This window comes from Legionella pelazae (assembly GCF_052527395.1).
The window spans coordinates 158,645-183,074 of record NZ_JBNVZS010000005.1; the positions used below are offsets into that span (position 1 = coordinate 158,645).

The following is a 24,430-nucleotide window of genomic DNA, read 5'->3' on the forward strand; positions in this document are numbered from 1 at the left end:
AGAAGACTAGTTAATAATGAATGTTTATTGATCATATTGGCTAATATACTAACTCAATACGCGGTCTGTTTCTAGTTTTAATCTACAAATTAGATCAAAAGCCATACGGGGCGTTAAATTATCAATATCAAGCTCTGTTAAAAGCTTAAGAATATTAGTTTCATGCCTAATTATTTTCTCATCAGCCTTAACCTTAGGTTCAGGCTCTTTAACTGAAGATACGGTCTGTAGATATTGATTAGCAAGTTCAAGCACTTCAGCTGGAATACCTGCAAGTTGTGCAACTTCTAACCCATAACTACGATTTGCATAACCTTCTTCCAAACGATATAGAAAAACTATCTTATCTTGAGTTAGCTTGGCTTGCAAATGAGCATTTTTAATACAAGAGAAAGTTTGTGGTAATTGCGTTAATTCAAAATAATGGGTGGAAAATAAAGTATAAGCTTTTACTTTGCTAGCGAGATATGCACAAGTAGCATAGGCAAGTGCCATACCATCATAAGTGCTTGTACCTCGACCAATCTCATCAATTAACACCAAACTTTTGTCAGTTGCTTGACGCAGAATATGCGCTGTTTCTGTCATTTCAACCATAAAAGTCGAGCGTCCCGAAGCTAAATCATCACTTGCGCCAATACGAGTAAAGATTTTATCAATAGAGCCTATTCGAGCATCTTTTGCAGGTACATAGCTGCCTAAATGTGCTAATAACACAATTAAGGCATTCTGACGCATAAATGTTGATTTACCTCCCATGTTAGGACCGGTAATAAGAAGCATATTTTGCTTAGGTTTAAGCATAAGTGAATTAGCAATAAATTCTTCTTTTAAAATTGGCTCAATAACAGGGTGACGTCCCTTATCAATTTGAATGATATCTTCTGGTATGAGTGTTGGTTTACACCAATTAAGGGTGTAAGCACGTTCTGCAAAATTTGCTAATACGTCAAGCTTTGCGCAAGCATCAGCAATATTTTTTAAAGTTGGAATATAATCAATAAGCGCGGTTAATAAATTATCATAAAGCCATTTTTCTCGTGCAAGCGCTTTTGCCTGAGCGGATAGAACTTTGTCTTCAAATAATTTTAATTCAGGCGTAATGTAGCGCTCTACATTCTTAAGCGTTTGCTTACGTTGATAATTAGCAGGCGCTTTATCAGCCTGTCCTCGGGCTAATTCAATATAATAGCCTTGAACGCGATTAAATCCTACTTTTAATGACGATAAGCCTGTACGCTGTTTTTCGTTGGATTCTAATTCTAAAACTTTCTCATTGGCATTGGTGCTTAAAGCACGTAATTCATCCAGTTCTTCATCAAAACCTAAAGCAATAACATTGCCATCACGAATAAGAATAGGAGGATTATCAACAATAGCTTTAGTTAAAAGATCAACTAAATCAGGCTGCGGAACTAATTGACTAACTTGTTTTGTGATTAAAGAAGTCTCATTAGTTTTTAAAGTTTCTAATAAACAAGGCAATAAAGCTAATGTTTGTCTTAAGCTAACCAAATCACGTGGTCTGGCTGAGCGTAAAGCAATCCGAGATAATATTCTTTCAATATCACACAATTCACCTAATAAGGCATGAAGATTAATATCTTGCCGATTGATAAGTAATTCACTTACGGCATCTAAACGTTGCTGAAGCAGTGTATGTTGGCGCAGCGGCCTACCTAACCAACGCTTTAGTAGTCGGCTACCCATAGGATTAACAGTCTGATCGAGAATAGAGAGAAGGGAATTAGTACGTTCACCTTGATAGTTTTCAAAGATCTCTAAATGTTTTTGTGTCGCTGCATCTATTTGCAAATAATCCTCATCTTTTTCAAGTGTTAAGTGTTTTAAATGAGGTAAGCTTTGTCGTTGGGTAGCTTGTAAATAAAATAATAAGCAACCTGCAGCAGGAAAAGCATTAATATAGTCTGGTTCACCTAATCCTTTAAGGTTATTTACAGCAAATTGCTCACAAAGTAATTGGCGAGCTCGTTGTAAATCAAATTCCCAAACAGGTCGACTCTTTATAACCGATTGGTTGATTTGAAAGTTAGAAAACGAAAAATTCTCAGCAATAAGAATCTCAGCGGGTTTGAGGCGATTAATAGTCGCTTGCAATTGGCTTTTATCTTTGGCCTCTGATAGATAAAATCGGCCGCCACTTAAGTCTACCCAAGCTAAGCCAAATTGTTGGCGATGAGAGTAAATAGCAAGCAATAAATTATCTCTTCGAGAATCTAATAGGGCTTCATCGGTGATGGTACCTGGTGTAATAATACGTGTTACTTGCCTCTCAACAGGTCCCTTACTTGTAGCAGGATCACCAATTTGTTCGCAGATCGCAATGGATTCACCTTTTTTGATGAGTCTAGCTAAATAGTTTTCAACAGCATGATAAGGTATTCCTGCCATTGGAATAGGTTTGCCTGCTGATTGTCCTCTATGAGTTAGAGTTAAATCCAATAAGCGAGCTCCTTTTTTTGCATCATCAAAAAACAACTCATAAAAATCACCCATGCGATAAAACAAGAGCATATCAGGATATTGAGCTTTGATGCTTAAGTATTGTTGCATCATTGGCGTATGGTTAGTAGACATAACAACTCACTGCTATAAATTTGGACATTTTAACAAACTCTGCAAAATAGATTAAGTATGACTATAATAATAAAGATGTTTTTTAACTTAAGTCCTTCACTTAAGATAAATTTTTGCTAGACTAGTAAACGGCATTTAATAGAATTTTAACTATGGAGAGAAATATTATGAAACGTTTAGCCCTATTGATCGCTTCTACTTTTATGGCTTTGTTATTAACTGCTTGCGGTGAAAACAGAGATAATAGGCCAACTACTGGCACTGATACTCAATCACAAAGCAATTTAAATAATGCTAATAAAGATGTTAATGCTGAGCTTTCAAGCGACGCAAACAAAAATCAAGGTACAGGTACTACAGGTACTACTAACCCATAAGAAAGGGTTGGGTTATTTTGCTAAGTTGTTTCTAATAAAGCTCTAAAGACTGATTTAGGATGGTCATGCTAGATTCCTCCAGTTAGATGGAGGAATCATTTTTAGCACGTTAAATAAGTTAATTGGTTAAATTGGTATAGCGCCGCCCACTAAGCTTTAGACAAGGCGCAAGTGAAGCGAGGCGAAGGAGTGTTAAGTACATGACTGAGCCGAGTGAACTTGCAATGCAGTATAGAGCTTAGTGGGTGACGCTATAAATTTAATAATGAGATTGGCCTGATTTGTAAGTTCAGACAAACTAGTTCTTCCACCATTTTTCATTTAATTTAGTCATGAATGATTTAAAAATACTGTTATTAAATTTAACTGATGCATTGCAATTAAAACGATTTACAATTGCTACTGCAGAATCCTGTACAGGTGGATTAATAGCAAGTTTTTTAACTGAATTGCCTGGCAGTTCATCTTGGTTTGACCGAGGGTTTGTAACTTACAGTAATTTATCTAAGCATGAAATGCTTGGTGTTGATTTAGCACTCATTAATAAGCATGGGGCTGTTAGTGGGGAAGTAGCTCAAGCAATGGTGCAAGGCGCTTTAGCACGAAGTACTGCTCATGTTGCTTTAGCGGTTACAGGCATTGCTGGCCCTTCTGGCGGAAGTCTGGAAAAACCGGTAGGAACAGTTTGTTTTGCCTATGCCTTAAGAGATCAACAACCTCGAATTGAACAGCATTATTTTCAAGCTAAAACACGGACAAAGATTCGCCTGCTTGCCTGTCAACAAGCTTTTAAAGGTATTCAAGCCTTACTAAACTAGAAGAAGCTTACATCAATTTAATTAGTGAAATTAACAAATTGACAAGGCTAGTGTTCAAATGTCGCAATTTTTTATTTCTATCGTTAAATCAACCACTTCAAAAGCATACGTTTTTTGTGTTCATACCGTCTATTTAATTGTCTTAATAATTTATCAAATGGTTAATAATTGTTTGATGCAGGTGACGTTATGTGGGATAATTTACTCTTTGTAGACTATTGTGGATAACATCATGGAAACTAATAAACAAAAAGCTTTAGGCGCCGCTCTCGCACAAATTGAACGTCAATTTGGTAAAGGTTCTGTCATGCGATTAGGTGATGATCATCTATTAAGCCGGGACATCGAAGCAATCTCAACAGGTTCATTAGGTCTTGATATTGCATTAGGTATCGGTGGACTACCTAAAGGTCGTATTGTGGAGATTTATGGTCCTGAGTCATCAGGTAAAACGACCTTAACCTTACAAGTCATTGCAGAATGCCAAAAAGCAGGCGGTACGGCTGCTTTTATTGATGCAGAGCATGCATTGGATCCTAGCTATGCTGCAAAATTAGGTGTGAATGTTGATGATTTATTAATTTCTCAGCCTGATACAGGTGAGCAAGCTTTAGAAATTACAGACATGCTCGTTCGCTCAGCAGCAGTCGATGTTATTATTATTGACTCCGTTGCAGCTCTAACCCCTAAGGCAGAAATTGAAGGGGATATGGGTGATGCGCATGTAGGGTTACAAGCTCGACTTATGTCGCAAGCACTTCGTAAATTAACAGCCAATATTAAACGTTCGAATACCTTAGTTATTTTCATTAACCAAATTCGCATGAAAATTGGTGTGATGTTTGGCAACCCTGAAACAACAACAGGTGGTAATGCCTTAAAATTCTATGCTTCAGTGCGTTTAGATATTCGCCGAGTTGGTTCAATTAAGAAGGGTGAAGAAATACTAGGTAGTGAGACACGCGTCAAAGTAGTTAAGAATAAAGTCGCGCCTCCCTTTAAGACTGTTGATTTTGATATTCTTTATAATGAAGGTATTTCACGTGAGAGTGAAATCATCAATCTAGGTACGCAGTTAGGTCTGATTGAAAAATCAGGTGCTTGGTATAGTTATAAGCAAGAAAAAATTGGCCAAGGTAAAGAGAACGTGCGTGTTTATCTTAAAGAAAAAGCAGAAGTTACTTCAGAGTTAGAAAAGCAAATTAGAGCAGAATTATTAAATAAAAAAGTTGCTGCTCAAACTGAAGCTGCAATTGCACCTGTTGAAGAATTAGAGTCTATGGATGACTAAGGCTTATGATTGCGCCGTGCGTTTATTAGCAAGGCGCGAACATGGAATGCGTGAATTAATTAATAAATTAGCTAGCAAAGGCTATCCTCTAGCGGAAAGCAAAGATGCTGTCTTAAGATGTCAAGAACTTGATTTGCAAAGTGATAAGCGGTTTGCAGAGTCACTTTGTTATACCAGGTTGCAACAAGGTTATGGGCCTGTAAGGATTATGCAAGAACTACAGGCTAAATATATTAATAAGGAATTAATAGCTCAAACGCTAGAATCCTATCAAGAGCAGTGGGAAGAACAAGCTTACCTTGTGTGGCAAAAAAAATTTAAAGATGCAAATAGCCAGTTCATTTCTGATATACAAAAACAAATACGTTTTCTACTTTATCGTGGCTTTCCAGTTGAAATTGCTGCAAAAATTGTACATAACAAAAAATAATCTATTCAATTTCTTTTACAATTTACTCACCAAGACCATTGCGCATCCTTAATAATTTTCTCGCTACCTAATCTATATTTTCATATAATTTATAAAAAGTGAGTTTTTATAAATTAATGAGTATACTGTGGCAAGTTTTCGTCTGAACTTGGCTTATTAGATATGTAACTTAAGTTCGGCATAAAAGTTATAAATAAGTTCGGCGTAAAAGTTATAAAATAGTTATTAGGTTGAGCTTACTGTAATTAAGTTTAAGGCGAGTTAGTTTAAAAGTTTAAGTACCTTTCTAAATTAGAGACTATTTAGTTCGGTAAACTAAATAAAGGTCTTATATAAAATAAATTAGCTATTTATAAATTTAAGAAAACGATATATTTCCTAACTGGAATAAATACCAACTTGATTAGCAATTAACGATGAATTTGTAATTATGAAAAGCTCTGAAATTAGACAAGCATTTTTTGATTTTTTTATAGAAAAAAATCACCATTTAGTTCCTTCTAGCTCACTTGTTCCTATTAATGATCCTACTTTATTATTTACTAATGCAGGTATGGTTCAGTTTAAAGAGATCTTTCTAGGTCTTGAATCAAGATTTTATACTCGCGCAGTGAGTGCTCAACGTTGCGTGAGAGCAGGTGGTAAGCATAATGATCTTGAAAATGTGGGTTACACAGCAAGGCACCACACTTTTTTTGAAATGCTTGGTAATTTTAGTTTTGGTGATTATTTTAAGCGTGAAGCGATCCATTATGCCTGGGAATTTCTAACAAACGTTTTAAAACTTCCTAAAGAAAAATTATGGATTACCGTTTATTTAAATGATGATGAGGCAGCTAATATTTGGCTAAATGAAATAGGTATCTCGCCTAATCAGTTTTCACGTTGTGGCGAGAAAGACAATTTTTGGTCAATGGGCGAGACAGGGCCTTGTGGCCCTTGTACAGAAATTTTTTATGATCATGGCCCTGAAATTCCAGGTGGCCCACCAGGCAGTCCTGATGAGGATGGCGATCGTTATATAGAGATCTGGAATTTAGTCTTTATGCAATATAACCGTGATAAGACAGGTGATTTGCAACCCTTACCAAAACCCTCTGTTGATACAGGAATGGGGTTAGAAAGAATTGCTGCTGTTGTTCAAGGTGTTCATAATAATTATGATGTCGACAGTTTCCAACATCTTATACAAGCTATTATCGCTTTATCACCTTCAGTTAATGCCAATCATCCTTCTTTAAAGGTTATTGCTGATCATATTCGAGCTTGCGCTTTTTTAATTGCTGACGGTGTTTTACCTAGTAATGAAGGTCGAGGTTATGTATTAAGACGTATTATTCGTCGTGCTGTGCGCCACGGTAGTAAGCTAAATCTACCCTTGCCTTTTTTTTACAAATTAATTAATCCCCTTATTGAAGTAATGGGAGAGGCTTATCCTGAGTTATTGACTAATAAAGATCAAATTGAGCGTGTGCTTATCCAAGAAGAAAATCAATTTGAAAAAACACTTGAGCAAGGCTTGCGATTATTACAAGATCAAATTAATGGTCTAAGCAGCAAGGAGATCCCAGGCGATGTTGCGTTTAAATTATATGATACCTATGGATTTCCTTTTGATTTAACACAAGATATTGCGCGGGAGCAGGGTCTTTCGGTAGATGTTGAGGGTTTTAATAATTGCATGCAACAGCAGCGAGACTTATCACAGTCAGCAAGTCAATTTACAGCTGATTATTCTAACGTGCTAATTCAAGAGGAATCTTCTAAATTTCATGGTTACAATAGTGATCATATGAATAGTAAAATCTTAGCTATTTTGCATGAAGACCGGAAGAGTGATCAGCTTGGGGAAGGGCAAAAGGGCGCAATTATTCTCGACAATACCCCCTTTTATGCAGAAAGCGGCGGCCAAGTTGGTGATCAGGGATATTTGATCAGTCCTGAGGGGCGCTTTCAAGTTATAGATACACAGCGAATCGGTCAGGCTATTGTACATTACGGTCAAATTTTACAAGGTCAGTTACAGGTAGGACAAAACATAAGAGCAGAAGTTAATACAGAACGTCGTAATGCCATCCGTTTAAATCATACGGCCACTCATCTTTTGCATGCTGCTCTTAAAAATGTCGTTGGATCCCATGTACAACAAAAAGGGTCATTAGTTGATGCAAGTCGGGCCCGTTTCGACTTTTCTCATTTTGAACCATTAACTAAGGATCAATTGCAACAATTAGAAACCTTGGTAAATAATAAGATAAGAGAAAATATAGAAGTCGCTACCCAGCATATGTCACTTGATGAGGCTAAAAAAAGCGGTGCTGAAGCGTTATTTGGTGAAAAGTATAGTGATGAGGTAAGAGTTTTATCAGTAGGTGATTTTTCGAAAGAGTTATGTGGCGGAACGCATGTCAAGCGAACAGGTGATATTGGCTTGTTTAAGATTATCTCTGAATATGGTATTGCAAGCGGTGTAAGAAGAATTGAAATTGTAACAGGTGCTTATGCTTTAGAATGGGTTAATCAACAACTTCGGCAGCTTGAAGAGGTAGCACAACGTTTCAAAGTAAATACTGATAAAGCATTAGATAAAGTGGATCAATTTTTACATGATTTTAAGCAGCAGGAAAAAGAAATAGTAAAATTACAAGCAAAACTTGCAGCGAATCAAGGCAGTGAGTTAGCTAAAGAAGTAGAAAAAATTGGTGATGTTAACTTGTTAATCAAACAACTTGATATGGATAGTCAGGGTTTACGTATTACACTTGATCAGTTAAAAGGTAGTCTTAATAATGCTGTGGTGGTTTTATATATGATTGATGGACAACGAATTAATGTAGTGGCGGGATTAAGTAAAAGTTTAATCAATCGTGCGCCTTCAGCTGTAACATTAGTTAAACTTTTGTGCGGAAAAGGGGGTGGCAGAGATGATATGGCACAAGGAGGCGGTCAAGTTCCAGAAGATCTCGCCAGTAAAGTTAATGAAGTTAAAGCAACTGTCGCAGCACAAATAAAATAACGTGAGCTCGACCTAAAAAATATCAAGTATTTTTTGTGTCGAATTCACATTAAAATAAAGGGCACTAAATGCGGGGCTTCATAAGCGAGTTTAAACAATTTGCCATGCGTGGCAATGTGGTTGACTTGGCGGTTGCGGTCGTTATTGGCAGCGCATTTAGTAAAATAGTGTCTTCGTTAGTCGATGGCATTATTATGCCTTGTATAGGATTATTGTTAGGCGGTATTAATATCACCGATAAAGTATTTAGAATAGGACAGGCGGTTATTAAATGGGGCGCCTTTCTACAGTCTGTTTTTGATTTTACCTTAATTGCACTTGCTATTTTTATCGTTATTAAGTTTATTAATCTTTTACAACGAAGGAAAGAGGAAACGTTTACGGAGCTTAGTAATCAAGATAAAATTTTGTTAGAGATTAAAGAATTGTTAGCTGAGAATCTTAATAAAAAGAGTAATTAGGTCAAGTTAATAATTCCTTGCAGGTCCAATTGTTATATTTTCAAACATAAGTATCTACCAAGCCTACGCTTGGATGCCGCAAACAAATCATAGCACATAGAAGAAAATATGTTGTAATTTAACTAGCTAGAAAATAGTAATAGCTTTTAATCTAATTTAATTTTTATAATTTAACAAACTATATAAATAAAAATAATTATGCCTGATTTAGATAAATATCCTGTTGCGAAAATCCATTGCTTTGGGTTTATAGAAGTAACTAAAGACACTTTTATTTATTATGAGCAACGAGGTAATCCTAATGGGCCTGCTGTTGTTTATAATCATGGTGGGCCTGGCGGCGCTTCAGCGCCTAAATGTAGTCAATGGTTTGATCCTGATTACTATAATATTATTCTTTATGATCAGCGGGGTACCGGTCAATCCAAACCCTCTGTTGGTAATCAAACTGCTCATCCAAAACAATTTGGTAGCTTAACTATTGATGATATGGCCCAGGATCTCGATAAATTAAGGCAAGCTTTAAATATCAAGCAATGGTTAGTTTTTGGTGGCTCTTGGGGATCAACTCTTTCTTTATATTATGCTGCTAAATATCCACAATATGTGACTGGCCTTATTATTTACGGTATTTTCTTAAACACCATTGAGGAAATGGATGTTTATTTTAATGAAAAACTTTTTAAAGAACGTTTTCCTGAACTGGGCGCCGAAGCTTTTGATATTTTAGTTTCGTATGCTCATTTAAAAGGACTTCTTATTGATCCTAACTCTTCACAAAGCTTTGTAGAAGCTTACTATCAGCTTTGTGTTAACGAAAATGATCTTGGGGCACAATATTTATGGACTATGTTTGAAGATTTCAATGACAATCCTACTAAGGAAGCATTAGAAAATTTAAGAAACATTCCAGAGAAGATAGAACCCATTGATAAAACACTCGCTGTTTTTGAAAGTACTCTTTTCAGGTTGGCTTACAAAGGCTTAAATCTTTTAAGTGATGAACTTTTAGTAAATCTTAAAAAAATTGATGTTCGTATTGTTCAAGGTGCTGCAGATACTGAGGCACCGCCCATTTTTGCGCAGAAACTAATAGATGCTTTATTAAAAATAAAGCCTGATTTATGGTATCGATTCGTTGATGGCAAGCATGATCCTAATTCTTCATATGAGCTGGTTCAAACTCTGATCAATTGTACAGATGCCTTTAAGAACAAACTTAATTCTCTTAAAATTGCGCAATGTATAAATTCAACTACTCAATTACATGGCCTATTTGCGCAGCGCGACCTAGAGAATAAATGCCAGATTAATGGGCAGGAAAGCCAAGACAACTATAATTTAATTTAGTATCATTGTATTCATTTTAAAATGCGTGTGGTGGTATGTATGATTATTGCAGTTTTCTCCTTAGGGCAATTTGTTTCTTCAAAACTTGATATTTTAAAGCTTGGATTCCAAAATTGGTTCGCAGCTCAGAAAAAAGAGGTTTCTGGTGAGGTAGTGTGGCAATGGATGGTTAATAATCTTACACCTTTACGACTTGGAAATATTACAGTCAAACAATTTTGTGAACAATTTAATAAATATTTTCAAGTAGATATGCCTTTTACTGAATTTAATAAAATTTTTAACTCGATGTGTGAACTTGATAAAAGCTCATTGGCGCGTATAACGAAATTTAAAAAATTTTTAGATAAACATGAAGAAGTGCAATTTGTGCTTGTTTCACATACAAATTTCTCCCATTTAAATTATGTTTTATCGCAATTAGAAAATATCATTCCAGATCATCAATCATTAATTATTAGTGATGAGATGTTGTGGCTAAAAAATGGAAAGATTTTATTTGCTCCTTCAATGTCTTCAAAATGTGTAGAGCATTCCGATACGCTTAAGTATGCAGTAGATAAACTTAAATTAGAGGATAATGATCTGATTGTTTCTTTTTTAAATACAATTAAAAAGTTCGATCATCCTCATTTCAGTTATATTGAGCCTGGTAAAGATCTTGAAAAAGTAATGGAAGCGGTTGAAAGTCTAGCCACCAAAAAAGAATTATCTTATACACCCTAATTTGTCGCACCAATATGAAATGCTAGGGCATCATTTGGCTGGACACTCGCTGTAAAACGACCATTATTATCTATTGTATATTGAGGGCCAATGCAACTTTTACCTTTTTTATACTCTGCATGTAAAATATCGCAATAAATACCAGCAGGTAATGACGTTTGAAATGTCATTTGTAAGGGAGTTGCTTCATGATTAATAGCAATATAGCCTTTATTACCTCGGCCAAAAGCAATTGCTTGATAACCATTCGACCACCAATTAGTTAATGGCTCACCAGCAACTACATTACGAAAATTGACCATATTAGCAATTTGCCGCCTTCTATGTAGGCAAGTCCAACCATCTTGAAAACAGTCAATGACTTTACCTTTATTAGGAGGTCCACTGTTAAAATCAGAAAATTCATAGCCCGAAAAGATATTAGGAGAACCATAAGGATGGGCTAGCATAAATACATTAGCAAGAATATAATTGGTGCCACTTTTATAATTTAGAGTAGAGCCATTACGTTCAGTGTCCCAGTTGTCGATAAATGTGCGAGATTTATCATGAGGTAAATAGCCCCAAGGTTGGCCAAAGTTATTTAGATAGCTTAATCGTTCTTGCTCAAATATCCTTTTTAAATCACGGCCATAACGAAATTCATCAACGAGGCCAAGATCAATATATTCGTTTGGGTGAATGGCTTCACCCTCACCATAAATCACTTCTTGTATCCAAATCTTATTAGCATGAGTAAGTTTTAATTGAATTTGCTGTAAATCCTGCGCTGAGATATGTTTGGCGGCATCAATGCGAAAGCCGTCAACGCCATATTCAAGCAATTTATTTAAATACTCAGCAATTTTAGCCTGAACATAGGGACTGCCTGTGTCTAAATCAGGAAGTCCGCCTAATTCACAATTTTGCACCTCATAACGATTGCTATAATCTTTGATTTCAGAGTGACAGTTATGGAAGTCTTGTATTTGATAAAAACCAGGATAGTCATATTTAGTAAAAATGGAACCACCTACACCAACGCCTTTTTCTAGCATGGACATATGATTAATGACCGCATCTGCGATAACTTTAACGCCTGCTGCATGACATTGCTCAATCATCGCTTTAAAGGAAACCTCATCTCCTAGACGACTTATAAGTTTATAGCTGACAGGTTGATATGATGTCCACCATTGTGGACCCTGAATATGTTCTTGAGGTGGTGAAATTTCTACATACCCATAACCCAAAGGGCCTAGAGTTGTCGTACATTCTTTAGCAATGGAGTCAAATCGCCATTGAAAAAGAGTCACGGTGACATCTTTCTGGCTAGCTGCTAAAGTTCCTAAATTTAGACTAAGGAGCGATAAAAAAGCAAGAGCTAGGTTTAAATGATTAAGTTTTTTAAAATTTAATTTAAATCCCTTTAAGTCAGAAATCATTAAGTCTATCCAAGCCTAATAAAGTGCCGAGTTTACCAATTTTTGCTTAGATGAGAAATAATTATAAACCATTTAAATGAAATTAGCTGAAGCTTGTGGAGTTTATGAATGAACAGTCTATACTAATTTAAGGCAACTATAATTAGGGAAGAGCCCCGTCTAAAAGGAGCTTTATATGGATATTAATTTTATGGATTTATTACAGGAAAAATCATCGTCACTGAATAAACAATATTTTACTTGGCGTGAGTTGGGCGGTACGCCTATTAGTAAGCTTGATGATGATGCGTTTACACGAATACGAATTATCCTAATGAATGGGATTGAGTTAGATGCGCTACGACTTAAGCATTTCGGCGCCCGTTTTAATAAAAGCTTACAATTGCCTCTGGCAGAAATTCGCCGTGTTGAGCAGCATCAAGCGACAATGATTAATTGGCTACTTTCAGCCGATCATTCACCGCTCGAAACAACAATAGCTTATGAGCAAGTGGCAATCGAAGTCACCGCAGCGGTAGCGCAAAATGAACCTGACCCTTATCAGGCACAAACTTATCGCTTCGGATTACTCGAAGACTTTGATCATCTTTATCGCTACTCCGCTTTATTAGATAGGTTAGAGGGTAAAGATGCGAATAATATTTTACAAGGCTATACCGATATTGTTCCAGGGCGACCAACAACAGAACATCACCGCTCACCAAGTAATGACTTACGCTCTTCTTATAATAAGGATAAAGCAACTTTAATTACGAAATTGCATGCCACGATGATTACGGCTGCTGAATATCAGACTCATGATTACTACATGAACATAGGGCCAACATTTGCAGATCCCATTGCTCGGCAACTTTACGCGGAAATCGCTTCTATCGAAGAGCAGCATGTAACTCAGTATGGTTCACTCATGGATACGCGAGAAACTTTTATTGAAAAATGGATATTGCATGAAGCAACGGAAATTTACAATTATATGTCTTGCGCTGAGCAAGAAACTAATAATCGAATAAAAAAAATCTGGGAACGTTTTCTAGATTATGAAATTACCCATTTAAAACTTGCTTGTGATTTATTAAAAAAATATGAAAATCGTGATCCTGCTGAAATTTTGACAGGTAAATTACCTAAAATGGTTCAATTTAAAAGCCAAAGAGAGTTTGTTCGTAAAGTATTAGCTGCCGAAGTTGATTTACGTACTGATGGTGTTAATTATGTCAAACGTGAAAAAGAAAATAATGATTCTTTAATTTATCGCAAACATTACCATGCTGACGGTATTCCTGCTGAGATAGTCTCTGCAGGCTATAATTGGCAACCAGGAACTGAATTAAATCGCCCAATTTAAGGAGCTCTTTATGGCTAAGACAGTGAATATGGGTATGAATCATACTGGCACGCAGATGTCACCCATGGATACAAAAAATTTATTAGACTTTGTAAAGAAAAACCCTGCTGATATAGAAGGTGATACCAGTAAGTTAGTTAAAGAACGGGCTCGCCTTACCGAAAAAGATAATATTCTTGGTAGCATTCCATTACCAGGTTCAGCAAAGGGTGCCGTTAAGACTGGGTTAGATAAGCTATTAGGTAATCAACCTGAGCTATTGCTTGATAAATTAGGTGAACGACTAGCTTATGAGCGTGGTGGTATAAGACTCTATGAAGCAGCACTTGCAAAAGCTACAGCCTTTAAAGAAAAGGAACTTATTAAACAGTTTCAGCATATCCGTAATGAAGAAGCTGAGCACATGTTCTTGCTTGTTGATACACTTAAGCAATTAGGCGCTGATCCAACTGTGATGACGCCCAGTGCTGATGTTGCTGGTGTAGTTGCTCAAGGTGCTATGCAGGTTTTAACTGATCCACGAACAAACATGGCTCATTGTTTGAATGCGCTATTAACGCTTGAACTTGGTGATAATGCTGGCTGGGAGTTATTAATTGATCTGCTTAAAACCAGTAAAAAGACAGATATTGCCAAGACATTTCAAAAAGCCTTTGTACAAGAACAGGAGCACGTTAAAATAATTAAGCGTCTTTATAAGAAATTTCTTAATTAATTTAAAAAGTATGTGCTTAAACCTGTTACGGAAACTATGGCTTGGTGACAGTTGCTTTATAAACCCTACATGACGCGGCTTGTCCAGCATTGTTGCGTAAATAAGTTTGAGCTAATTATAACCAAAATGATCCTATGTGATCCACAAATTCTGCGTCATCCTCGCAAATCCTATGTCATCCCCGCGCAGGCGGGGATCTATTCATCAATTAGCACCAGGTTAATTTTATATAGGTTCCCGCTTGCGCAGGAAAGGCATTCATTATTCAAGCTACAATGCAACAACGCTGGACAAGCCGCGGAACGCAGAAACTCTGTCATTTGAAAGAATAAATTGTAAACTAGTATTTTGTATAATTAGATTATTAAAATCTAAGTTTTTTATAAATAAAAAAAGGAATCCGTGTAATTACTGCCATAATATAACGCCAAAAACGCGGGTGATAAATTAAATGTTTATTAGAATAAGACGCCTTCCAACATACTTTGGCACATTTTTTTGGAGATGAGGCATAAAAGATACCTGGCATGCCAAATGTTTGTGCTGTATCAATAAACCCAAGACGAGCGATAGTAATATGACGATTTTTATTTTTGGTTTGTTGTAAGCCTTGTAAAAAAACTTCAATCGCAGCTTTACTTGCGCCATAAAGACTGTTTTTTGCTCTACCGCGGCAAGCTGCTACCGAACTTAAAAAAACTAATCGATGTTCCGATTGCTCTTTTTGTAAGTAGCCAAAGATTAGTTGTACTATACTGGTTACATTAGTTGTAACGAGTGTCTTAATTGCTGAGAAATTAAGTGACTGATTATCTGTCATATCACTATAAGCAATAAAAAAAGCAAGTTCTTCTTTTGTTTCTTGGAGAATTTTAATAAGCTCTTCTATATTGCTGGTAAAATCGAAAACAATAAAAGAGCAAGGAACATGATAGCGAAGTTGTAGATCAGCTGCGATGATTGCAAGTTGCTCTTTATCTCGCCCTATTAGCAGCAGGGGATGATTATGTTGTCCTGCAAGGCGGGCAAACTCCTCAGCAATGATTGACGTTGCACCTAAAATAACCCACGTTATTGGTTTCATAAACTAAGTCCTAATCGACGAGATAGGTTAGAGCTTATTTGCGGAGAAAATTGACTTAAGGTCTGACAAAATTGCTGATAGCTAGGGTATTGCGACTCAAATTGTGCACGAGTAAGAAATAAATCTTTTGCTAAATAAATCTTTCCTTTTACCTCCGTTATCAATTGATTCATTTTTTCTATTGCATGCTTTGCTTGTTTATTATTAATAAAGTCGATAGCTAGAGTAAACCCCGGCTCAACAAACGACAATAAGCCATTTCCAGGTCGCTTAAAATATTTTAATACAGCTAAAGTTGGTACAGCATGACAGTGGTTAATAATTTTTTGTAATTCTACTAATAGTTCCACTGCGATAGTAGGGCTAAATAAACCTTGAAATTGTAAAAGACCCTGTTTGCCATATAAGCGATTCCAATGTTTAACAGAATCTAGAGGGTTGTTAAATTGGCTAATAGATTGAAGCGCTGAAGTTTCTTTTGCTTGATGAAAATAATATTGATTATAGGCTTTCATCCCTAGTCGCGTAATTAAACGTAGCGGCAACGAAGGTACGGTAAGTATGATAGGTTCTTTATGGCTAACTTCTTCATGATAATGATTACCTACGGTAAGAAGAGAACGGTTGCTGTTTAGCAAATCAAGCCAAGCAACCATATAGTCATTTTTTTCAGCTTGGCTTTGCATTTCAATGAGTAAAGTATCCCACTGATAGTACTTTTTTACTTGTACTTTAATCGTTCGGCTAGCTTTTTGCATCTTAATAGCCACCTTTTTAATAACACCTGTTAATCCTAGTCCCCCAATGGTTGCTTGAAATAATTGTTGATTTTTTTCATTGCTACAATAAAAGGTTCGTTCGCCTATTTGTAGTTCAAGCCATTGAACATGGTGGCCTATGGTCCCTAAGTGAATATTGTTTTTACCATGCACATCATTAGCAATACCGCCACCCAGTGTAGCATGAAGTGTACCTGGAATAACGGGCGGTATATAGCTAGGATGAATAGAAAGCAGCTCTGCAAAAGTGATTGCAGATTGGCAAATAATGGTTTCTTGATCTTTATCAAAAGATAAAAAATGATTAAACCGAGACGTATCAATAATAATACCATTTTGATTAAGACAGCAGTCGCTATAACTTAGGCCTTTTCCTCTAGCAAGTAAGGTTTTATCCGTATTTTGAATATGTTTAAAGAGCGCTGCTAGTTGCGTTTCCTTCTCAGGACGATAACATTCCGAGCTTGATAACACTGCACGGGTAAAGTTTGAAAAAGGCATTTTTTTACTGCGCATTTACATTCCTAGTAAACATTTAAGTGCTTAATTTTCTGAAGGTTAAACGATTATAGCTATTAAAGTAAAACGTTTACTTAATAAATTATCTATAATTAAAAACAAAGCTAAAAAGGTGCATTTATGAATTATTTATGGAAAATAAGTTGCTCTCTTATGGTTTGGTTTTCAGTTGCTACTTATGCTGCTGATGAACCAACAATTGTGGAAGATACGCAAGATTTTAATATGGATATGTGCGTCCAAAATAATAAAAATGAATGTGTAAATGCCGAGTGCTTAACATCAACTGATATGGAATGTATTCCTAAGTGTGAAGCTAAGGCAGAAGAAAAATGTAAAGAAGAATCATTAGAATAGTAAGCCCATAGGCTAATTTAATAGCTAGATTTAAGGATAGTTATGGCTAGAAAAGGTATCTTATCTCAAGAGGAAATTGATGCATTATTAGGTATTGCAAAATCTGGCAATCAATTAACTAATTTAAAAGAAACAAAGTCTTCTTTAATAAAAGAAGAGAAAACGTCTTTATCAGAAAAAACTTTCTCAGCTGTAAATTTGATGATCAATGCTACGTTAGCTTATAAAACAATAACGCTTGAAGAGTACCTAAGTTTGCAAGTCGGTGATTTCTTGCCGTTAGAATTGACACCTACTGTAACTATCAACATTGCAAAAACGCCCGTTTTTACAGCAACAATTGAGAGGTATATTGATAAACGTGCTTTGAAATTAGTTGATAGATTAAGCTATGACTAAACGCAAACGAAAAGATATTTTTACATTGTCTCCCAGTAAGCATACTAAAGATGAACTTATGCAAATAGCTAAGCTGCCTGTGATGATAGATGTCTTATACGGCAATACTCAAATGAATCTTTATGACTTTATTAAGCTTAAAGGCGGAAATATTATTGAGTTAGAGCAGTTTTTTGATGAACCTTTAGAGCTATGTGTTAATGGTGAGGTTATAGCACGAGGGGAATTAGAAAAATCGGAAAAGGGCTGGGGTATTCGAATTACTTCTATTCGAAGCAAATTAAAGCGACTTAGTAGTCTTGGTAAAAAATCTTATGGGAAAAGTTATAAATAATAAATTCTTATTGGCATGAATAGTGCATAATTTTTTGTATAAGTGAAAAGGAATGTTTTAAGAAGCAGGCTCGTTTTAAAGGAGATTATATGACAAGGAAGCAGGACGTTAGCAGCGAGACAAGCTTTCATCATATGTCTAATTTTAAGCCCGTAAAAGTCATTGCTGTCTCGGCTGGTAAGGGAGGCGTTGGAAAAAGCAGTGTTTCGGTAAATTTGGCAGTGGCTTTGGCGCAAAAGAAGAAGAAAATCTTACTTTTTGATGCTGATTTAAGCTTAGCTAATATCGATATTATGTTAGGGCTTTCAGCTAAATATAATTTGTCTCATGTAATACAAGGTATATGCCGTTTAACAGATATAATATTAACTGGCCCTGAAGGCATCTCAGTGATTCCTGCTGCATCAGGTACCGAATACATGACTCAGCTTACTGCAGTACAACATGCTGGCATTATTGATGCCTTTAGTGAGCTAACAGATGACTTTGATTACATGATTATTGATACTGCTGCAGGTATTTCCGATACGGTTTTAAGTTTTGCCCGGTCTTCTCAAGAAGTTATTGTTATTGTATGTGATGAGCCTACTGCCTTAACGGATGCTTATGCCTTAATTAAGGTGATGAATAAGCGATTTGATTGGGTTCATTTTAGGATACTGTCTAATATGGTACGCAATTTACGGGAAGGGCGCGAATTATTTAACCGACTTTATCAGGTGGCTGAACAATTTTTAGATGTAAGGCTTGATTATCTAGGGGCTATTCCATTTGATGAGCGTATGCATGATGCGGTGAAAAAGCAACAGGCCGTCTTAACTGCTTATCCTAACTGTAGTGCGTCTAAGGCTTTTTATCAGATGGCTGTTACGATAGAAAGTTGGCCCTTTAAACAGGCCCTGGGAGGAAATACCAGTTTCTTTTTAGAACGTCTAGTATCAAAAGAGTATTAGTGAGTTTATTATTTAGCTTTATTAAAAGTAGATTAGGGCTTACTAAAACAAAGAGAATAAAGATAATAAGGAGACAGTCGTGGATGCGTTAGCAGCATACGGCAAGGCTACTCAATTAAAACAAGAAACCTTTATTAAAGCTTATGCGTTATTAGTGAAACGCATTGCTCATCACCTTCAGGCTAAATTGCCGCATTCTATTCAATTAGACGACTTGATTCAAGCTGGCATGATGGGGCTTTTAGAAGCAGCTAGACATTATGATATTACCAAAGGTGCTTCGTTTGAAACTTATGCAGGTATACGCATTCGTGGACACATGTTAGATGAAGTTCGGCGAAATGATTGGGTCCCACGATCAGTTTACCGTAATGCAAGGCTTATTGCTATAGCAGTTAAAACGGTAGAGAACCGTTTAGGTCGTGAGGCTAAAGATAGTGAAGTGGCTGCTGAATTAAATATTAGTCTAGATGAATATTATGATATGTTAAAAGATGCAGCTGGCAGTCAATTATATGGTTTTGAGGATTTAGGCGTAACCGATGATATGCTTAAATCGGATAATAATGGCATTACCGAACCACATACGCATGTTATTCAAGCTGATTTGAAGCAACATTTAACAGACATTATTAAAGGTCTGCCTGAGAAGGAGCGTTTAGTATTGTCTCTATACTATGAGCAAGATTTAAATTTAAAAGAAATTGGCGAAGTGCTTGAAGTAAGTGAATCACGAGTATGTCAAATACATACACAAGCTATGTTGCGAATTCGAGCTCGTTTAGCTGGCTAAGCTGACTCTTTAAGAACGAATCCTAGGTAAGGTAAATGCCGCTAAAAAGGAATTATAGATGGTCTTGGTTTATCATCATAGTATGTCTACTTTTATTGCTAGGGACAGTTTATATGTTGACTATGCCAGGAAGATCTTATCGGGGCCCTTTTTTACCATTAACGACTTTAGAAGAGGAAATTGCTAAGTTAACAAAAAAGCATATTCTTGTGCTTGCCGAAGAAATTGGTGAGCGAAATTTATGGCATGAAAGGAATTTATCTGCTGCTGCAAATTATATTGAAAAAGAATTTACCAGTTTAGGTTATCAGGTTATCTCTCAGGAATATTTGGCTCAAAATAAGCCTGTTAGGAATATCATTGCTGAGCATAAAGGCTCAAAGCTGGTAGATGAGATCATTATTATTGGCGCTCATTATGATACAGTATTTGGTTCACCTGGCGCAGACGATAATGGCTCAGGTGTAGCTGCATTACTTGAGCTTGCGCGATTATTAAAAGATAACCCAACGAAGAGAACAATACGTTTTGTGGCTTTTGTTAATGAGGAGCCTCCTTTCTTTCAAACACCTGAAATGGGAAGCTTTTATTATGCTAATTCTTTAAGAGAAAAGAATGTCAATGTTGTTGCTATGCTTTCTTTAGAAAGTATAGGCTATTATTCTACTGCAGAAAATTCTCAAAACTATCCTTTTCCGTTTTCTTATTTTTATCCTGATACGGCTGATTTCATTGGTTTTGTAGCTAATGTTTCCTCAAGAAGTCTACTCCAGAAGGTTATTGCTTCATTTCGCAAACATAGTTCTTTTCCTTCAGAAGGCCTAGCTGCACCAAGCGGCGTAACGGGTGTAGGTTGGTCAGATCAATGGGCTTTTTGGCAAAAAGGGTATCCTGCGATTATGGTCACAGGAACCGCTTTATTTCGTAATCCTAATTATCATCGCGAATCTGATTTACCGAACACTATTGACTATGCACGTCTTGCACGCGTTATTGATGGTTTATATAAAGTAATTTTAGATTTAAGTGAACGCTAGGTTGTCCTGCATTGATCTTTTGAAACGCTTTTTAAAATCCCTCAACTGCCTACGGGAAGTTGGCAGGATGATTGGATTCTACAGACAAGCTAGAACGTTACCAGGGTGAAGGGGGCCTGTGTAGCATACAATAACCTGGATTGCGCAAATAATTAAAGCAAAGCTCCTATTTATTGGTTAGTGCGAATTAGCAATTAAGACCAAAAATTACTATTCTTTATTTAAAATGGATTAAATTTGAACAGTTAAATGAGAAAAAGTATTTTAATTTTATTCTTCTTATGTATTGCTCCTCTTTATGCAAATCAACAGGTTTTAGTATTATCTGGAGGCGATAATCCGGGCCTAAATCACTATACTCAATACCTGCAAACAAAAACGCTTTATGAGCATTTACTCACTCGCTTTGACCCTCAAACAGTCAGTATATATTTTGGAGGAGGTAATAATCCAACTACCCAGCCTGTGCCTTTTGATGTCCACAAACTCATTAATACTAATGAAAATAAACAAGATGTCATGTTTACCGGAATTATTACTAATAACCAGCAAGCCAATAAGCATAATATTAATGCCTTTTTTTTATCGTCTAAAATTCAACAAATTAATCCTACTGATAAGTTGCTGCTTTTTGTCAGTGACCATGGCATGCCACATGCGTTTCAAGGCAATAAAAGTACTAATCCCTATGGTAACAATTGCATTGATCTATGGCATTACCAAAAGCCATTCATTAATAATTTCACCAATCCAAAGAACTTTAGCAAAGTCTGTCTATCTAAAAATGAATTATCTTCCCTACTGGCCCTAATACCGAGCCGATACGTTATTTTTGCCATGTCTCAGTGTTATTCCGGGGGATTTCATCAATTATCTGTTACAACTCCTCAAGGACAATATCCTACAGCTAATCCTAGAATTTGCGGTTTTACTGCTTCAAATGATGATCATTATGCCAGTGGCTGTACAGCAGAGGCTAATGGCGTTACCTATCAGGGCTATGAACGATCGTTTACTGAATGGTACACAGGCCTCAGTGTTATTAATGGTAAAAAAATTAGAGAGCCGGCTAAAAGCATGTTTGCTGCTCACCAAAATGCAGTCATCGAAGATATGACTGTAGATATTCCCTTAGCCACATCGGATTATTATTTGCTCCAATGGGCCAAATTATTTACAGCTAAAGAGTTTAAATCTCGTATTAAAAATTATGATACCCAAACCATTCAGTCCATTTATTTAGATTATAAAAGAGGACTTTTAGATATCAATAATGATGATCTTTCGCAATTTATTAGGATGGCGCAGGCTTCTGAAGACAAAATCATTCAGCTAATGCCTAAAGCGCGTGAATTTGCCTCCTTGTCTTTAAATGAACAAGAAGAGCAAGTAAACTTAATGGAAGAACAAATAGAACAACAAGGCAAGGAATTGACAGCTATTTGGGAGGGAATGATGAATCTTACCTTTCATGTTATTATGCCAATTTGGCAAGAAACGGTTAACCAATCACAAAACTCACCTCTTAGTAACAAACAGCAAGTTTTTGAAAAAGAATTTTATCAAACTATTATTAAACAAAATTTATACACTCAGCCTTACCAATTTGAAATGTATTATTTGCAATACCTATCAGAAAAACAAAACGATCCTGATTTAATAGCTTATCAAAAAAATCGCAATACCATTATTTATGAATGGGCTATAAACAATAAAAATTTCATACTTGCCAATGCGATAACCAATTGGAAAAATTTAGATCAAAAACAACGGGCGCTAAGCGAGAAAATTGCTAAACAAGAAAAGCAAAAACAATGGTTAAAACGGATTTTAACTTACAATCAGATCATTGCAGCCTGGGTTACTTTATTAACAATACAAGATGAAAAGGCGCTTAATAATCTTGATGGTTTATTAAAATGTCAAAATGCCAGTTAAACAAAATTCGTAGAGGAAGGAAGAATTCCTTTAATGCTCAAGGCATTATGTGATAAGTTTGATGTTGAGTTTTCTTTGCAATAGGTTTGCTAATTTTGCCATTTAAAAAGATTATGCGGGTGTAGTTCAATGGTAGAACTTCAGCTTCCCAAGCTGATAACGTGGGTTCGATTCCCATCACCCGCTCATATACAAAATAATATTTAAATCCCACAAGAGGTATTTTTGCTCTCTAACCCATCTGTGATTATATTATATAAATTAGAACCTTTTGATGAAAATACTGGTAGCTTGTGTTTTTCTATCATTTCACTATGAAATTTATCTTTGAATGTCTCTACGATTTTTTCATAATTTTCATTAGTTACTTTTCCTTCTTTAAAAAGAGTGTAGTAGAAGAAAAATTGTTGTAAATTGTTTTTATCAGAACCTTTCAATAGTTGACTGGTTGCATAGGGTGTTAAATTTCTCGACACAGCATTTTGCGCCAGTTTTAATAACTTGAGATCTTTAGCATCTGAACTTTCGAATTTATCGTGAGACATGAAATACCTTAATTAATCGTACTTAGAAAATATTAAAACGCTTGAATGCTAAGGGATCTACATCTATAAGTCTAGTCTGAAAGCAGATTATAAATAGTCTTATTATTACTTCATTTATTACAAACAAATTTTTGTATTAAGATGAAAATTGGTAATATAAGCTATCAGGCAGCGCAAGCTTTAGTTACCCGAGGAACTATAAAAAGTAAAGATGGATGGCATTGGACATTTGATCAACGATTACGCTGTGTTAGTTCAACTCTTCCAGGCGAAGATGAATTAAAACAACTGTTTAAAGCCATTGAAGTGCCAGTATGCCTTATTCGGGCGAAGCAAGGTGTTTCTTATCCAAAAGAAATATTTCAAAGTAGAGCTCAATGCCTAAGAGATTTAATTGTGCATGAAGTTCAGGGTGGACATCATGTCCATATGGATAATCCAGCCCCAGTAGCTAATCTTATTTCACAATTTTTCAATTCTTAATTTAAATAGGTTATTCAATAAAGCTGCTATTAAAATTTAGCAGCATTAACTTGTTCCTACTCTATTTTTATATTTAAAGGCTTTAAAAATTTAAGAGCAAACCATATCTTGGCCGCAACAGACAGGTGATTTAATTCTACCGCATCCATTTGGACATTTTGCTACCTGTACTTGCTTATTGTCTTTTGATGTTATCGTATCGGTTACAAGTGATGCTTCACATTTACCGCATACTATACCTTTAACACTCATGCCACATACATTACATTTACATTCCATTGTTTTCTCCCAATTAATTAAACATTTAATATCGACAATACCAACTCAATAAATCAAGATCAATTAACTTAAGAAATTTCTTAATTATTTTAAGTTAAGCTTATCGCTTGTCTAGAAAATTATGCCTTCTAGCTCATTACTGAGAAGAGATTTTATGATGTAATTTAATAAAGTCATAAAAGGCTTGTTCTACAGTAGCTAAATTTTCTAACCATAACTAAGGCATATGGCCTGCATTTTCAATAGTCACAAGAGAGATATTGTTTCTATGGAATCGCTTGTTGTTTAAGAAAAGTGTTGGTGGCCTAAATTTAGCTTATTTTACTTATTTCTTGATGATAAAGACTATAAAATAAATGCATTTGCGAATAATAGTATT

At 35.8% G+C, this 24,430-nt stretch carries 24 protein-coding genes and 1 tRNA gene; 19 read left to right on the forward strand and 6 right to left on the reverse strand.

Features of this window, described 5'->3' with window-relative positions:
• Positions 1-48 precede the first annotated feature (48 nt).
• Positions 49-2,598: a DNA mismatch repair protein MutS gene (gene mutS, locus ACQUW5_RS07560; RefSeq protein WP_444990623.1), complete on the reverse strand. Its 2,550-nt coding sequence runs from the start codon at positions 2,596-2,598 to the stop codon at positions 49-51.
• Between the two features lie 167 nt (positions 2,599-2,765).
• On the opposite strand from mutS, the gene ACQUW5_RS07565 reads away from it, so the two are divergent.
• From ACQUW5_RS07565 to ACQUW5_RS07600, 8 genes are all read left to right on the forward strand, one after another.
• Positions 2,766-2,975, forward strand: a complete 210-nt coding sequence (locus ACQUW5_RS07565; protein WP_444990625.1) for a hypothetical protein — start codon at positions 2,766-2,768, stop codon at positions 2,973-2,975.
• A 332-nt stretch (positions 2,976-3,307) separates the two neighbouring features.
• Complete coding sequence (locus ACQUW5_RS07570) at positions 3,308-3,793, forward strand: CinA family protein (RefSeq protein WP_444990626.1); 486 nt, start codon at positions 3,308-3,310, stop codon at positions 3,791-3,793.
• Positions 3,794-4,025: 232 nt separating this feature from the next.
• Positions 4,026-5,084 carry a recombinase RecA gene (recA, locus tag ACQUW5_RS07575; protein ID WP_444990627.1) on the forward strand — a complete coding sequence of 353 codons (1,059 nt, stop codon included), beginning with the start codon at positions 4,026-4,028 and terminating at the stop codon, positions 5,082-5,084.
• Complete coding sequence (locus tag ACQUW5_RS07580) at positions 5,077-5,514, forward strand: regulatory protein RecX (RefSeq protein ID WP_444990628.1); 438 nt, start codon at positions 5,077-5,079, stop codon at positions 5,512-5,514. The genes recA and ACQUW5_RS07580 overlap by 8 nt, the downstream gene beginning before the upstream one ends.
• Before the next feature lie 430 nt (positions 5,515-5,944).
• Positions 5,945-8,530 carry an alanine--tRNA ligase gene (gene alaS, locus ACQUW5_RS07585; protein WP_444990629.1) on the forward strand — a complete coding sequence of 862 codons (2,586 nt, stop codon included), beginning with the start codon at positions 5,945-5,947 and terminating at the stop codon, positions 8,528-8,530.
• A 68-nt stretch (positions 8,531-8,598) separates the two neighbouring features.
• On the forward strand, positions 8,599-8,991 hold the full coding sequence (gene mscL / locus ACQUW5_RS07590; protein ID WP_444990630.1) for a large conductance mechanosensitive channel protein MscL: 393 nt from the start codon (positions 8,599-8,601) through the stop codon (positions 8,989-8,991).
• 198 nt (positions 8,992-9,189) lie between these two features.
• Positions 9,190-10,341: an alpha/beta fold hydrolase gene (locus ACQUW5_RS07595; RefSeq protein WP_444990631.1), complete on the forward strand. Its 1,152-nt coding sequence runs from the start codon at positions 9,190-9,192 to the stop codon at positions 10,339-10,341.
• Positions 10,342-10,380: 39 nt separating this feature from the next.
• A complete protein-coding gene (locus ACQUW5_RS07600) occupies positions 10,381-11,067 on the forward strand; it encodes a hypothetical protein (RefSeq protein ID WP_444990632.1) in 687 nt (228 codons plus the stop codon).
• On the opposite strand, the gene ACQUW5_RS07605 is transcribed toward ACQUW5_RS07600, so the two are convergent.
• Positions 11,064-12,491 carry an alpha-amylase gene (locus tag ACQUW5_RS07605; protein ID WP_444990633.1) on the reverse strand — a complete coding sequence of 476 codons (1,428 nt, stop codon included), beginning with the start codon at positions 12,489-12,491 and terminating at the stop codon, positions 11,064-11,066. The genes ACQUW5_RS07600 and ACQUW5_RS07605 overlap by 4 nt on opposite strands.
• 175 nt (positions 12,492-12,666) lie before the next feature.
• On the opposite strand from ACQUW5_RS07605, the gene ACQUW5_RS07610 reads away from it, so the two are divergent.
• A complete protein-coding gene (locus ACQUW5_RS07610; protein WP_444990634.1) occupies positions 12,667-13,836 on the forward strand; it encodes a hypothetical protein in 1,170 nt (389 codons plus the stop codon).
• Between the two features lie 10 nt (positions 13,837-13,846).
• The gene (locus tag ACQUW5_RS07615) at positions 13,847-14,551 is read left to right on the forward strand and encodes a demethoxyubiquinone hydroxylase family protein (protein WP_444990635.1); all 705 of its coding nucleotides are present in this window, start codon (positions 13,847-13,849) and stop codon (positions 14,549-14,551) included.
• A 364-nt stretch (positions 14,552-14,915) separates the two neighbouring features.
• Here ACQUW5_RS07615 and ACQUW5_RS07620 read toward each other — a convergent pair whose 3' ends face one another.
• Positions 14,916-15,635, reverse strand: a complete 720-nt coding sequence (locus tag ACQUW5_RS07620) for an SDR family NAD(P)-dependent oxidoreductase (RefSeq protein WP_444990636.1) — start codon at positions 15,633-15,635, stop codon at positions 14,916-14,918.
• Complete coding sequence (locus tag ACQUW5_RS07625; RefSeq protein ID WP_444990637.1) at positions 15,632-16,930, reverse strand: FAD-binding oxidoreductase; 1,299 nt, start codon at positions 16,928-16,930, stop codon at positions 15,632-15,634. Before ACQUW5_RS07625 ends, ACQUW5_RS07620 begins: the two co-directional genes overlap by 4 nt.
• A gap of 123 nt (positions 16,931-17,053) precedes the next feature.
• On the opposite strand from ACQUW5_RS07625, the gene ACQUW5_RS07630 reads away from it, so the two are divergent.
• The 8 genes from ACQUW5_RS07630 to ACQUW5_RS07665 all read left to right on the forward strand — a co-directional run bounded on the left by ACQUW5_RS07630 (position 17,054) and on the right by ACQUW5_RS07665 (position 22,930).
• A complete protein-coding gene (locus tag ACQUW5_RS07630; protein ID WP_444990638.1) occupies positions 17,054-17,290 on the forward strand; it encodes a hypothetical protein in 237 nt (78 codons plus the stop codon).
• A 42-nt stretch (positions 17,291-17,332) separates the two neighbouring features.
• On the forward strand, positions 17,333-17,689 hold the full coding sequence (locus ACQUW5_RS07635; RefSeq protein WP_444990639.1) for a FliM/FliN family flagellar motor switch protein: 357 nt from the start codon (positions 17,333-17,335) through the stop codon (positions 17,687-17,689).
• Positions 17,682-18,023, forward strand: a complete 342-nt coding sequence (locus ACQUW5_RS07640; RefSeq protein WP_444990640.1) for a FliM/FliN family flagellar motor switch protein — start codon at positions 17,682-17,684, stop codon at positions 18,021-18,023. Before ACQUW5_RS07635 ends, ACQUW5_RS07640 begins: the two co-directional genes overlap by 8 nt.
• A gap of 89 nt (positions 18,024-18,112) precedes the next feature.
• Positions 18,113-18,976: a MinD/ParA family protein gene (locus tag ACQUW5_RS07645; protein ID WP_444990641.1), complete on the forward strand. Its 864-nt coding sequence runs from the start codon at positions 18,113-18,115 to the stop codon at positions 18,974-18,976.
• 79 nt (positions 18,977-19,055) lie between these two features.
• Positions 19,056-19,769, forward strand: coding sequence for an RNA polymerase sigma factor FliA (locus ACQUW5_RS07650; protein WP_444990642.1), 714 nt, complete (start codon positions 19,056-19,058; stop codon positions 19,767-19,769).
• A 35-nt stretch (positions 19,770-19,804) separates the two neighbouring features.
• Positions 19,805-20,806: a M20/M25/M40 family metallo-hydrolase gene (locus tag ACQUW5_RS07655; protein WP_444990643.1), complete on the forward strand. Its 1,002-nt coding sequence runs from the start codon at positions 19,805-19,807 to the stop codon at positions 20,804-20,806.
• Positions 20,807-21,055: 249 nt separating this feature from the next.
• Positions 21,056-22,744, forward strand: coding sequence for a hypothetical protein (locus ACQUW5_RS07660; RefSeq protein WP_444990644.1), 1,689 nt, complete (start codon positions 21,056-21,058; stop codon positions 22,742-22,744).
• A gap of 115 nt (positions 22,745-22,859) precedes the next feature.
• Positions 22,860-22,930, forward strand: a tRNA-Gly gene (locus tag ACQUW5_RS07665).
• A gap of 17 nt (positions 22,931-22,947) precedes the next feature.
• On the opposite strand, the gene ACQUW5_RS07670 is transcribed toward ACQUW5_RS07665, so the two are convergent.
• A complete protein-coding gene (locus ACQUW5_RS07670) occupies positions 22,948-23,289 on the reverse strand; it encodes a hypothetical protein (RefSeq protein WP_444990645.1) in 342 nt (113 codons plus the stop codon).
• 141 nt (positions 23,290-23,430) lie between these two features.
• Here ACQUW5_RS07670 and ACQUW5_RS07675 point away from each other — a divergent pair, with 141 nt between their 5' ends.
• The gene (locus tag ACQUW5_RS07675; protein WP_444990646.1) at positions 23,431-23,772 is read left to right on the forward strand and encodes an alpha/beta fold hydrolase; all 342 of its coding nucleotides are present in this window, start codon (positions 23,431-23,433) and stop codon (positions 23,770-23,772) included.
• 90 nt (positions 23,773-23,862) lie between these two features.
• On the opposite strand, the gene ACQUW5_RS07680 is transcribed toward ACQUW5_RS07675, so the two are convergent.
• Complete coding sequence (locus ACQUW5_RS07680; protein WP_444990647.1) at positions 23,863-24,051, reverse strand: hypothetical protein; 189 nt, start codon at positions 24,049-24,051, stop codon at positions 23,863-23,865.
• Positions 24,052-24,430: the final 379 nt, after the last annotated feature.

Bases quoted from the DNA above. Each gene is read 5' to 3' on its own strand.
- mutS (WP_444990623.1), bottom strand. From the start codon at position 2,598: ATGTCTACTAACCATACGCCAATGATGCAACAATACTTAAGCATCAAA.
- ACQUW5_RS07565 (WP_444990625.1), top strand. From the start codon at position 2,766: ATGAAACGTTTAGCCCTATTGATCGCTTCTACTTTTATGGCTTTGTTA.
- ACQUW5_RS07570 (WP_444990626.1), top strand. From the start codon at position 3,308: ATGAATGATTTAAAAATACTGTTATTAAATTTAACTGATGCATTGCAA.
- recA (WP_444990627.1), top strand. From the start codon at position 4,026: ATGGAAACTAATAAACAAAAAGCTTTAGGCGCCGCTCTCGCACAAATT.
- ACQUW5_RS07580 (WP_444990628.1), top strand. From the start codon at position 5,077: ATGACTAAGGCTTATGATTGCGCCGTGCGTTTATTAGCAAGGCGCGAA.
- alaS (WP_444990629.1), top strand. From the start codon at position 5,945: ATGAAAAGCTCTGAAATTAGACAAGCATTTTTTGATTTTTTTATAGAA.
- mscL (WP_444990630.1), top strand. From the start codon at position 8,599: ATGCGGGGCTTCATAAGCGAGTTTAAACAATTTGCCATGCGTGGCAAT.
- ACQUW5_RS07595 (WP_444990631.1), top strand. From the start codon at position 9,190: ATGCCTGATTTAGATAAATATCCTGTTGCGAAAATCCATTGCTTTGGG.
- ACQUW5_RS07600 (WP_444990632.1), top strand. From the start codon at position 10,381: ATGATTATTGCAGTTTTCTCCTTAGGGCAATTTGTTTCTTCAAAACTT.
- ACQUW5_RS07605 (WP_444990633.1), bottom strand. From the start codon at position 12,491: ATGATTTCTGACTTAAAGGGATTTAAATTAAATTTTAAAAAACTTAAT.
- ACQUW5_RS07610 (WP_444990634.1), top strand. From the start codon at position 12,667: ATGGATATTAATTTTATGGATTTATTACAGGAAAAATCATCGTCACTG.
- ACQUW5_RS07615 (WP_444990635.1), top strand. From the start codon at position 13,847: ATGGCTAAGACAGTGAATATGGGTATGAATCATACTGGCACGCAGATG.
- ACQUW5_RS07620 (WP_444990636.1), bottom strand. From the start codon at position 15,635: ATGAAACCAATAACGTGGGTTATTTTAGGTGCAACGTCAATCATTGCT.
- ACQUW5_RS07625 (WP_444990637.1), bottom strand. From the start codon at position 16,930: ATGCGCAGTAAAAAAATGCCTTTTTCAAACTTTACCCGTGCAGTGTTA.
- ACQUW5_RS07630 (WP_444990638.1), top strand. From the start codon at position 17,054: ATGAATTATTTATGGAAAATAAGTTGCTCTCTTATGGTTTGGTTTTCA.
- ACQUW5_RS07635 (WP_444990639.1), top strand. From the start codon at position 17,333: ATGGCTAGAAAAGGTATCTTATCTCAAGAGGAAATTGATGCATTATTA.
- ACQUW5_RS07640 (WP_444990640.1), top strand. From the start codon at position 17,682: ATGACTAAACGCAAACGAAAAGATATTTTTACATTGTCTCCCAGTAAG.
- ACQUW5_RS07645 (WP_444990641.1), top strand. From the start codon at position 18,113: ATGACAAGGAAGCAGGACGTTAGCAGCGAGACAAGCTTTCATCATATG.
- ACQUW5_RS07655 (WP_444990643.1), top strand. From the start codon at position 19,805: ATGCCGCTAAAAAGGAATTATAGATGGTCTTGGTTTATCATCATAGTA.
- ACQUW5_RS07660 (WP_444990644.1), top strand. From the start codon at position 21,056: ATGAGAAAAAGTATTTTAATTTTATTCTTCTTATGTATTGCTCCTCTT.
- ACQUW5_RS07670 (WP_444990645.1), bottom strand. From the start codon at position 23,289: ATGTCTCACGATAAATTCGAAAGTTCAGATGCTAAAGATCTCAAGTTA.
- ACQUW5_RS07675 (WP_444990646.1), top strand. From the start codon at position 23,431: ATGAAAATTGGTAATATAAGCTATCAGGCAGCGCAAGCTTTAGTTACC.
- ACQUW5_RS07680 (WP_444990647.1), bottom strand. From the start codon at position 24,051: ATGGAATGTAAATGTAATGTATGTGGCATGAGTGTTAAAGGTATAGTA.